At 68.6% G+C, this 10,813-nt stretch carries 8 protein-coding genes and 2 riboswitches; all 8 genes read right to left on the reverse strand.

Annotated features, from left to right (window positions below):
• Nucleotides 1-21 precede the first annotated feature (21 nt).
• Nucleotides 22-585: a PH domain-containing protein gene (locus tag WFJ97_RS05035; RefSeq protein ID WP_336640685.1), complete on the reverse strand. Its 564-nt coding sequence runs from the start codon at nucleotides 583-585 to the stop codon at nucleotides 22-24.
• Nucleotides 582-2,261 carry a dipeptide ABC transporter ATP-binding protein gene (locus tag WFJ97_RS05040; protein WP_247622962.1) on the reverse strand — a complete coding sequence of 560 codons (1,680 nt, stop codon included), beginning with the start codon at nucleotides 2,259-2,261 and terminating at the stop codon, nucleotides 582-584. Before WFJ97_RS05040 ends, WFJ97_RS05035 begins: the two co-directional genes overlap by 4 nt.
• Entirely contained in the window at nucleotides 2,258-3,199 is a 942-nt protein-coding gene (locus tag WFJ97_RS05045) for an ABC transporter permease (RefSeq protein ID WP_336640686.1), read from the reverse strand. Before WFJ97_RS05045 ends, WFJ97_RS05040 begins: the two co-directional genes overlap by 4 nt.
• Complete coding sequence (locus tag WFJ97_RS05050; RefSeq protein WP_247622964.1) at nucleotides 3,192-4,118, reverse strand: ABC transporter permease; 927 nt, start codon at nucleotides 4,116-4,118, stop codon at nucleotides 3,192-3,194. The genes WFJ97_RS05045 and WFJ97_RS05050 overlap by 8 nt, the downstream gene beginning before the upstream one ends.
• 103 nt (nucleotides 4,119-4,221) lie before the next feature.
• The gene (locus tag WFJ97_RS05055; protein ID WP_247622965.1) at nucleotides 4,222-5,859 is read right to left on the reverse strand and encodes a peptide ABC transporter substrate-binding protein; all 1,638 of its coding nucleotides are present in this window, start codon (nucleotides 5,857-5,859) and stop codon (nucleotides 4,222-4,224) included.
• Nucleotides 5,860-6,080: 221 nt separating this feature from the next.
• Complete coding sequence (gcvP, locus tag WFJ97_RS05060; protein WP_442928424.1) at nucleotides 6,081-8,921, reverse strand: aminomethyl-transferring glycine dehydrogenase; 2,841 nt, start codon at nucleotides 8,919-8,921, stop codon at nucleotides 6,081-6,083.
• Nucleotides 8,922-8,982: 61 nt separating this feature from the next.
• The gene (gene gcvH, locus WFJ97_RS05065) at nucleotides 8,983-9,360 is read right to left on the reverse strand and encodes a glycine cleavage system protein GcvH (RefSeq protein ID WP_336640688.1); all 378 of its coding nucleotides are present in this window, start codon (nucleotides 9,358-9,360) and stop codon (nucleotides 8,983-8,985) included.
• Entirely contained in the window at nucleotides 9,357-10,538 is a 1,182-nt protein-coding gene (locus tag WFJ97_RS05070; protein WP_336640689.1) for a glycine cleavage system aminomethyltransferase GcvT, read from the reverse strand. The genes gcvH and WFJ97_RS05070 overlap by 4 nt, the downstream gene beginning before the upstream one ends.
• Nucleotides 10,539-10,592: 54 nt before the next feature.
• Nucleotides 10,593-10,689, reverse strand: a riboswitch (glycine riboswitch).
• A gap of 1 nt (nucleotide 10,690) precedes the next feature.
• Nucleotides 10,691-10,785: riboswitch (glycine riboswitch) on the reverse strand.
• Nucleotides 10,786-10,813 lie beyond the last annotated feature (28 nt).

A 10,813-nucleotide genomic window follows, 5' to 3' on the forward strand; every position in this document is an offset into this window, starting at 1 on the left:
CCCGGCGATCCGCGCCCGCGTTCAACCGGCGTTCGTGATCAGCACGGCGCCGATCGCCCACAGCACGATGATGCCGAGGGCGAGAAGCGCACGGGAGTCCCACTCGCGGCGGATCGGGGCATCCGCCCCGGTCGCCGCGTCCCAGCGGTCGCGGATCTCGGTGAGATCGCGGATCCCGGCCGGGGCCTTGGATGCTTCGCCCTCTGCCGCATCACGACGCGATGGACGCGCGCGGGCGGGTCCGCCGTAGGCGCTGACGCGCGAGTCGTCGTCGAGGGAGAACTCCAGCTGCCAGCGGAAGTCCACGTCGCGGACGCGGGCCCAGCCGAACGAGGTGCGCCGGAGCATGTTCTGCACGACCACACCGGAGTCGTCGACCCGCACCATGGACACGAAGCTCAGCTCGTACACGACCCACATGCCCAGCAGCACCCACGGCGCCACCAGGAGCATCTGCGTCCAGCTGCCCCGCACGACCGTGTCGCCGAGCAGGAAGAGCGCGAGTGCGCCGGAGATCACGAGCACGGCCGTGCCCGAGGACGCGCGGAACATCCGCACGCCCTCGGGCTTGTCGGCAGCGGTCACGCGCCGCTTCCGCCGAGCGGAATGGACGCGCCGGGGATCGCCTGGAGCAGGCGATCCGTGTACTCCTGCTGCGGGTTGGCGAAGATCTCGTCGACGGTGCCCTGCTCGACGATCCGGCCCTTCTCCATGACGCACACCAGGTCGCTCGACACGCGCACGACCGCGAGGTCGTGGGTGATGAACAGGTAGGTCAGGCCGAGCTCCGACTGCAGTTCGGCCAGGAGCTGCAGCACCTGGTCCTGCACGAGCACGTCGAGAGCCGAGACGGCCTCGTCGAGCACGATGATGTCGGGCTTGAGCGCGAGGGCACGGGCGATCGCCACGCGCTGCCGCTGTCCGCCGGAGAGCTCGTTCGGGTAGCGCGTCGCCAGGGCCCGCGGAAGGGCGACCTGGTCGAGCAGCTCCTCCACGCGCTCGCGGTGCGAGGCACGATCGCCGACGCCGTGGATCTGCAGCGGCTCGGCGATGGTGTTGCCGATGTTGCGCAGCGGGTCGAGCGAGCCGTACGGGTCCTGGAACACGGGCTGCATGCGGCGGCGCAGACCGAACGCCTGCGCGTTCGACAGCTTCGACACGTCCTGACCGTCGATCTCGATGGTTCCCGCGGTGGGCTCCTCGAGCTTGAGCACCATCTTCGCGACGGTGGACTTGCCCGAGCCGGACTCGCCGACCAGAGCCAGCGTCTTGCCCTTGGGGATCTCGAACGACACGTCGTCGACCGCACGGAAGGCCTCGCTGCGGAAGCCGCCCTGACGGATCTTGTAGTCCTTCGTGAGCCCGGCCACGCGCACCGTCGGCGGGATGTCGGCGAGGTCGTCGAGGGTCTCGATGCCCCGATCCTCCACGACCGCCTGGATGCGCTGCGAGGCGACGCTGGGCGCCGCCGCGACGAGGCGCTTCGTGTACGGGTGCTGCGGGTCCTCGAGGATCTGCCGGCTGGGGCCCGCCTCGACGATGTTGCCGCCGTTCATCACGATGATCTTGTCGGCGCGCTCGGCCGCGAGGCCGAGGTCGTGCGTGATCAGCAGCACCGAGGTGCCCTTGTCGCGCGTCAGCGAAGCCATGTGATCGAGGATCACGCGCTGCACCGTCACGTCGAGGGCCGAGGTCGGCTCGTCGGCGATCAGGAGCTTCGGATCGGCCGCGAGGCCGATGCCGATCAGCGCGCGCTGGCGCATGCCACCCGAGAACTGGTGCGGGAACTGGTGCAGACGGCGCTCGGCGTCGGCGAGACCCGCCTGCTGCAGCACCTCGATCGCGCGGGCCTTGACGGCCTGGCGACCCTGGGCGATGCCGTTGGCGCGGATCGCCTCCTTCACCTGGAAGCCGATGCTCCACACCGGGTTGAGGTTCGACATCGGGTCCTGCGGCACGAATCCGATGTCACGGCCGCGCACGCCCTCGATGGCCGTGCGGCTCAGAGTGGTGAGCTCGCGACCCTCGAGGGTGATCGATCCGCCGGTGACCGTGCCGGTGCCGGGCAGCAGGTTGACGATCGCGGTGGCGGTCGTGGACTTGCCGGAACCCGACTCCCCCACGATCGCGACGGTCTCGCCCGGGAAGACGTCGAAGCTGATGCCGTGGAGCACTTCGCGCAGACCCTCCTGGGTGCGGAAGGCGACCTTGAGGTCGCGGATGCTCAGCAGGGGCGCCTGATCGGTGATGCGCTCGCTCATCGGCGTGCCCTCGCCTTCGGGTCGAGGGCGTCTCGGATGAGCTCACCCAGGGTCACGAACGCGAGCACCGCGAGGGTCAGCGCGATCGACGGATAGATGAGCGCCATCGGGGCGACACGGAGCGATGCCTGGGCATCACTGATGTCGTTACCCCACGACATCACGTCGCTGCCCAGACCGACACCGAGGAACGACAGGGTGGCCTCGGCCACGATCGCCGCCGCGAGGCCGAGCGTCGAGACGACGAGCAGCGGCGCGATCGCGTTCGGGATGACGTGGTTGAGCAGAATCTTGAACTTCGACTGGCCGAGAGCCTGCGACGCCACGACGAAGTCCGCCTGACGCACGCGCAGCACTTCTGCTCGCACGACACGGGCCGTGGAGGCCCAGGCGAACCCGCCGATCGCGAGCGCCAGCGTCCAGACCGAACGCGAGTCGCGGAACACCGTCATGACGACGACGGCCGCGAGGATGTACGGGATCGCGAAGAAGATGTCACCGATGCGCGAAAGCAGACCGTCGAGCCACCCGCCGTAGAAACCGGCGAGTGCGCCCATGATCAGGCCGAGGAACGACGAGATCACGGTCGCGATGAGGCCGACCGCGAGAGACGTCTGCGCACCCCAGGCGATGCGGGCGTAGATGTCGCAGCCCTGGAACGTGAAGCCGAGCGGGTGCCCGGCAGCCGGGCCGCCGTTGCTGTTCGCCAGATCGCAGGAGTCCGGTGCGGTGGCGGTGAACAGCGTCGGCCACACCGCCATCAGCAGGAACACGAGTCCGAGGACGACGGAGAACCAGAACAGCGGACGACGGCGCAGGTCGCTCCAGGCGTCGCGCCACAGGTTGCTGGGCTTCTCGGAGATGCGGACAGCGTCCACCGCGATCGACTCGGTTTCGACCGGGGCGACGTAGTGCTTCTGGGTCGTGGGGTCAGGCATAGCGGATCCTCGGGTCGAGCAGACCGTAGAGCAGGTCGATGAGCAGGTTCACCAGGACGTACAGGATGACGAACACGGTGACGAACGAGACCACGGTCGGTCCCTCACCGCGCTGGATGGCCTGGAACAGGGTGTTTCCGACGCCGGGCACGTTGAAGATGCCCTCGGTGACGGTCGCGCCGACGAGCAGCACGCCGAAGTTGGTGGCGGAGTTCGTGATCACGGGGATCAGCGAGTTGCGCAGCACGTGCACGGGGATCACGCGACCGCGCGAGAGGCCCTTGCTGTAGGCGGTGCGCACCCAGTCCTGGTTGAGGGTGTCGATGACGGAGCTTCTCATCAGGCGCATGCTCACGGCGTACAGGCTGAAGCCGAGCACGATGGCGGGGAGCCAGAGCCCGCCCCAGTCGTTGTCGGCGCCGACCGTCGGTTTGAACCACCCCAGCTTGATCGCGAGGAAGTACTGCGCGAGGAAGGCGACGACGAAGATCGGGATCGCGATCGCGACGAGCGCGACCATGAGCGACACGTTGTCGAAGATCTTGCCCTTGCGCAGCGCCGAGACCGTTCCGATGATGATCGCGAGCGTGAACTCGATGCCGATCGCCATGACCGCGAGGCGACCGGTGACCGGGAGCGTCGCGGCGAGCACGGCGGAGACCGGCCGACCCGAGAACGTGTTGCCGAGGTCACCCTGGAACACACCGGTGATGTAGTACCAGTACTGCACGATGAACGGATCGTTCAGGTGGTACTGCTCGCGCAGCTGCTCGACGACCGCCGGGTTGGGGGTCTTGTCGCCGAACAGGGCGAGGATCGGGTCGCCGGGCATGGCGAACACCAGGAAGTAGATGAGCAGGGTGGCACCGAAGAAGACCGGGATCACCTGCAGGAGACGTCTCAGGATGTAACCGAGCATCCGCTGTCCCTTCTGAAGGGGGAGTAAGAAGACCGTGCGAACACAAGCCTGTGAGGCGGTGACGAAAATCGTCACCGCCTCACAGGTGAAGTGCCGTTAGATCTTACTCGCCGGCCTTCGTGATCTCGTAGTACAGCGGGACGGAGTTCCAGCCGAACGTGACGTTGTCGACGTTCTCGCTGAATCCACCGGTCACGTTGGAGTACCACAGCGGGATGGCGGGCAGGTCCTGGAAGAGGACCTCCTGAGCCTTGGTGAAGTCCTCGATCTGCGCGTCGGAGTCGGGGTTGCTGATGCCGGCCGAGATGAGCTCGTCGAACGCGGGGTTCGAGTAGTCACCGTCGTTGGAACCGGCGCCCGTGGCGTAGAGCGGTCCGAGGAAGTTGTACAGACCCGGGTAGTCCGCCTGCCAGCCCGAACGCGCAGCCGTGGTGATGGTGCGGTCGTTGATCTTCGTGCGAAGGTCCTGGAAGGTGGGGTACGGGTCGCCCGAGGCGCTGATGCCGAGGTTGTTCTTGATCTGGTTGCTCACCGCGTCGACCCAGGCGTCGTGCCCGCCGTCGGCGTTGTACGCGATCTTGAAGTCACCCTCCCACGGCGAGATGGCGTCGGCCTCGGCCCACAGCTCCTTCGCCTTCTCCGGGTTGAAGTCGAGAACCTCGCTACCGGGGACCGAGTCCGACCAGCCGGCGATGACCGGCGAGGTGAAGTCGGCGGCCGGGGTGCGCGAGCCCGAGAAGATGGTCTCGGTGATCTCTTCGCGGTTGATCGCCATCGAGAGCGCCTGACGACGCAGCTTGCCCTCTTCGCCCGAGAAGTGCGGGAGGAACTGGCCGATGGTGAACGACTGGAACACGGCCGAGGGCTGGTTCACGGCGCGGTCGCCGAGCTCGTCGGTGAAGACGGCCAGCGAGTTCGTCGGGATCGCGTCGATGACGTCGACCTCGTTCGAGAGCAGGTCGGCGTAGGCCGCTTCCTGCGTCGCGTAGAACTTGATCGTCAGACCGCCGTTGGCTGCCTTGCGGCCGCCTTCGTAGTCGTCGTTGCGGACGAGGTCGATCTGCACGTCGTGCTGCCACGCGTCGTCGCCGTCGATCTTGTACGGGCCGTTGCCGATCGGGTTCTGACCGAACGCGTCCATGTCCTCGAAGGCCACGTCCGGGAGCGGGTAGAACGCCGAGTAGCCGAGACGCAGAGCGAAGTCGGAGGCCGGCTTGTTCAACGCGATCGTGAAGGTGTAGTCGTCGACCTGCTCCAGGCCCGTGAGCTCGGAGTCCTCGTCGTAGCTGAAGCCCTCGATGTCCTCGAAGAAGTAGCTCGACAGGTGGCCGTTGGAGAGCTTCGCGCCCTCGTTCCACGCCTTGATGAAGTTGTCGGCGGTGACCTCTTCACCGTCGGTGAAGGTGAGGCCTTCCTTGATCTTGACCGTGAGGTGCTGCGGGTCCTCGGTCGTGATCTCCTCGGCGACGTCGTTGACGGGCTCGCCGTCGGCGTCGTAGTAGATGAGCCCTGCGAAGATCTCGTCGAGGATCTTTCCGCCGCCGACCTCGTTGGTGTTGGTCGGGATCAGCGGGTTCTCCGGCTCCGAGCCGTTCGTGGTGATGATGGCGTCCGGGTTCGCCTCGCCCGCGGCGCTGCCGCCGTCGGAGTCGTTTCCACCACCGCTCGCGCAGCCCGCGAGCGCCAGGGCGCCGATCGCGAACAGCGCGGTGCCCGCAAGGGCGATCTTGTTGCGCTTCACTATGTGTCCTCCTAGGACGTGTACTTCTGACTGCGCGCTCATCGTCGAGCACGTAGGGATATTTCAGAGTATCCCGGCATCTGGCGCCCGACGCGCCCGGCTAATCAACCGTTACTGAGTGGTGACCATCTGAAACATCGCCGAAACACACGGCAACACGCCGTAAAACTTCCGACGGCACCGCCTCCGGGAGGAAACGGTGCCGTCGACGTGTTATCGGATCAGGCGAACGCCTCGATCGGCGGGCAGGCGCACACGAGGTTCCGGTCGCCATACGCCTGGTCGATGCGCCGCACCGGAGGCCAGTACTTGCCGGCGATCAACGCGTGCACCGGATAGGCGGCCTCCTCGCGGGTGTACGCGTGCGTCCACTCCCCCGCGATCAGCGACACGGCCGTGTGCGGTGCGTGCACGAGCGGGTTGTCGTCGGCCGGCCAGCGACCCGCCGCCACGGCATCCGCCTCGGCCTTGATCTGGATCATCGCCTCGATGAAACGCTCGATCTCGCCCAGGTCCTCCGACTCGGTCGGCTCGACCATCAGGGTGCCCGCGACCGGGAACGACATGGTCGGCGCGTGGAAGCCGTAGTCGATCAGACGCTTCGCGACGTCGTCGACGGTGATGCCCGTCGCCTCCTTCAGCGGGCGCAGGTCGAGGATGCACTCGTGCGCGACCCGACCGTTCTCGCCCGTGTAGAGCACCGGGTAGTGCTCGCCCAGGCGAGCGGCGATGTAGTTCGCCGACAGCACGGCCGCAGCGGTCGCGCGTCGCAGGCCCGCACCGCCCATCATCCGCACGTACGCCCACGAGATCGGGAGCACGCCCGCCGAGCCGTAGGGGGCGCCCGAGACGACCCCACCGGCGAAGACGTGGCCTCCCGCGTGCTCCGCGCGCTGCGCGAGCGGGTGCGAGGGCAGGTAGGGCGCGAGATGCGCCTTGGCCGCGACCGGTCCGACACCCGGCCCGCCGCCGCCGTGCGGGATCGCGAAGGTCTTGTGCAGGTTGAGGTGCGAGACGTCGCCGCCGAGGTCGCCGAAGCGGGCGTAGCCGAGCAGCGCGTTCAGGTTCGCACCGTCGACGTACACCTGACCGCCCGCATCGTGCACGGCGGAGGTGATCTCGACCACGTCGTGCTCGTACACGCCGTGGGTCGACGGGTAGGTGATCATCAGCGCCGAGAGCTCCTCGGCGTGCATCTGGATCTTCGCCCGCAGATCGTCGAGGTCGACGTTGCCGAGCTCGTCGCACGCGACGACGACGACCTTCATCCCGGCGAGCACGGCCGACGCGGCGTTCGTTCCGTGCGCCGACGACGGGATCAGGCACACCGTGCGCTGCTCATCGCCGTGCGCGAGGTGGTAGCCGCGGATCGCCAGGAGCCCCGCGAGTTCGCCCTGCGAGCCGGCGTTCGGCTGCAGCGACACCGCGTCGTATCCGGTGACCTCGGCCAGCCAGGCCTCGAGCTGATCGATCAGCTCGAGGTAGCCGGCGACGTCGGATGCCGGGGCGAACGGGTGGATGCCCGCGAACTCGGGCCACGTGATCGCCGCCATCTCGGTGGCCGCGTTGAGCTTCATCGTGCACGAGCCCAGCGGGATCATGCCGCGGTCGAGCGCGTAGTCGCGGTCGGCGAGGCTCTTGAGGTAGCGCATCATCGCCGTCTCGCTGCGGTGCGCGTGGAAGACGGGGTGCGTGAGGAACTCCTCCCGGCGGAGCAGCCCCTCGGGCAGGGCGTTCGCGTCACCGACGAAGGCGAACGCTCGCTCGGCGCGGCCCCCGAAGACGCGGGCGACCTGCAGCAGTTCGTCGACGGTCGTGGTCTCGTCGACCGAGATGCCCACGGTGTCGGCATCCGCCGCATGCAGCAGGATGCCGTAGCCGTGGTGCGCCTGCTCGACGTACTCGGCCGCGCGCCCGGGGACGCGCACCTGCAGCGTGTCGAAGAACGCGTCGTGCACGACGTCGGCGCCGTCTTCGACGAGCCAGGAGCGCAGCAGCCCCGCCTTGCCGGCGACGTTCCGGGCGATCGCCGTCAGGCCGTCGGGTCCGTGATAGACCGCGTACATCGACGCCATGACCGCGAGCAGCACCTGCGCGGTGCAGATGTTCGAGGTCGCCTTCTCGCGCCGGATGTGCTGCTCGCGCGTCTGCAGCGAGAGGCGGTACGCGGGCTTGCCGTCGGCATCGACCGACACACCGACGAGGCGGCCGGGGAGCTGACGCTCGAGACCGGCGCGCACCGCCATGTACCCGGCGTGCGGGCCGCCGAAGCCCATCGGGACGCCGAAGCGCTGGGTCGTGCCCACGGCGACGTCGGCACCGAGGGCTCCCGGCGAGGTGAGAAGGGTCAGCGCGAGCAGGTCGGCCGCGACGACCGCCAGGCCACCGGCGAGATGCGCCGCATCGATCACGGCGGACGGATCCCACACGCGACCGGAGGCACCGGGGTACTGCACGAAGACGCCGAACAGGTCGGCCGGCAGCTGCTCGCCCGCGGCGAAGTCCACCGTGACGAGACGGATGCCGACGGCATCCGCCCGGTTCTCGAGGAGCGCGCGCGTCTGCGGGAGCGCGTCGGCGTCGACCGCGAACACGTCGGTCTTGGCCTTCGACGCGCGGCGTGCGAGGAGCATGCCCTCGGCGACGGCCGTGGACTCGTCGAGCATCGACGCGTTGGCGGTGGAGAGCCCGGTGAGGTCGGCGACCATCGTCTGGAAGTTGATGAGCGCCTCGAGTCGGCCCTGCGAGATCTCGGGCTGGTACGGCGTGTAGGCCGTGTACCACGACGGGTTCTCGAGCACGTTGCGCTGGATCACCTGCGGGGTGATCGTTCCGTAGTAACCGAGACCGATCATCGGCCGGTTCACCATGTTGCGCGCGGCGAGGGAGCGCAGTTCCGCGAGCGCCTCGGTCTCGCTGGCGGCGGCGGGGATGCTGCTGTCCGCGAGCGCGGACTCCGACGGCGCGGCCGTGAAGATCGACGACGGCACCGCCTCGGTCATCAGCGCTTCGAGCGGCCCCTCGGGGTCGACGTCGGGCCCGATGCCGAGCGCATCGAGCATCCGACGCTGGGCGTCGGCCGTGGGTCCGATATGACGATCGGCGAAAGAGACCACGTGCGGATCAGCCCTCCGTGAGTGCGACGTAGGCGTCGCGGTCGAGGAGTCCGTCGGGCGCTCCGCCCGCGACGGAGACCTTGATGAGCCATCCGCCCGCGAAGGGCTCGGCGTTGACGAGCGAGGGGTCGTCGACGACCGCGTCGTTGACCTCGACGACGGTGCCGGACACGGGCGCGTACAGCTCGCCCACCGATTTGGTCGACTCGATCTCGCCGACGACGGTGCCCGCGGCGACCTCGGTGCCCACGGCGGGCAGTTCGACGAAGACCACGTCACCGAGCTTGTCGGCGGCGTAGTCGGTGATGCCGACGGTGAGGGTGTCGCCCTCCACGGCGATCCACTCGTGCTCCTCGGTGTAGTGCAGGGTGCTGAGATCGGTCATTTCGTCCTCCGGTAGAAAGGCAGAGCGGTCACGGTCGCGGGGATCCTCGTCCCCCGCACATCCAGGAATACTGCGGTTCCCTCTTCCGCGGAAGAAGGGGTCACGTAGGCCATCGCGATCGGATGGCCGAGAGTGGGGCTGAGCGCACCGCTGGTGATCTCGCCGAGCGGGGCGCCGTCGGCGTCGACGACGCCGTAGCCGGCCCGTCCGGCGCGCTTGCCCTCGGCGACGAGCCCCACGAGCACGGGGGCGTCGGCCGCGGCATCCACCGCGTCCTTGCCGATGAAGCTCGACTTGTCGGCGGCGACGACCCGGCCGAGCCCCGCCTGCGCGGGCTTGGTCTCGGTCGTCAGCTCGTGCCCGTAGAGCGGCATCCCCGCCTCGAGGCGGAGGGTGTCGCGGGCGGCGAGCCCGGCCGGCACGAGACCGTGCGGCTCCCCGGCGACGAGGAGCGCGTCCCACAGCGCCGCGGCATCGTCGGTGCGCACGAGGAGTTCGAAGCCGTCCTCGCCCGTGTACCCGGTGCGGGCGATGAGCAGGGGTTCGTCGCGGAACGTCGCCTGGGCCCAGGCGTAGTACTTCTGCTCGCCCCACGGCACGCTGAGCGCGTCGATCCCCTCCGTGTCGGCCAGGATCGCCTGCGCCGCCGGGCCCTGCACCGCGATCAGGGCGAAGGAATCGGAGACGTCCTCGACGTCGACGCCCCGGTCGCCCAGGAAACCGGCGAAGCTGCGCTCCTCGCCCTCCGTGCGCTCCTGCTGCCGCTCGATGATCGACGGGAAGGAGCGCACGCGCGAGGCGAAGGCGGAGTCGACGAATCCGCGGTTGCCGGCGTTCGCGATCACCAGGAACCGGTCGTCGGCGAGGCGGTAGGCGATGACGTCGTCGATGATCCCCCCGTCGGCGGCCAGCACGAGCGAGTACTTCGCCTTGCCGACGGGCATCGCCGAGATGCGACCGGCGAGCGCGTAGTCGAGGAACTCCCCCGCATACGGCCCGGTGACGAGGAACTCCGCCATGTGCGAGATGTCGAAGAGACCGGCCGACTGCCGCACCGCGTGGTGCTCGGCGAGGTCGGACGTGTAGCGCACCGGCATCTGCCAGCCGCCGAAGTCGGTGAACGACGCGCCGAGCGCCTCATGGCGCTCGCGGAGCGGGGTGTAACGGGGATCGGACATGGAGTTCTCCCGGATGCAGACGGGCGGAACGACGGCACCGCCGTTCCTCGGAACTCCCCCTCTGTCATGGGCCTGAGAGTTTCGCCCTCGCTGACGCAGGGCTTTCACCGTCGGCGGATCCCCCGACGGGCGGGATCGCTTTTCAGAGTGGCCGGAACCGCGCGGTACGCGTACCTGAGAGATTGGCGGGGAGGCTTGCTCCTTCGGTGCCCGGCTGCGTTCGCCGGGGCTCTCCCGCGGGGGTCATTCGGCCCGTGTTCGATTGTGCGCCCAGT

The sequence above is a fragment of the Microbacterium sp. USHLN272 genome, from assembly GCF_037149655.1.
Classification (GTDB): domain Bacteria; phylum Actinomycetota; class Actinomycetes; order Actinomycetales; family Microbacteriaceae; genus Microbacterium; species Microbacterium galbinum.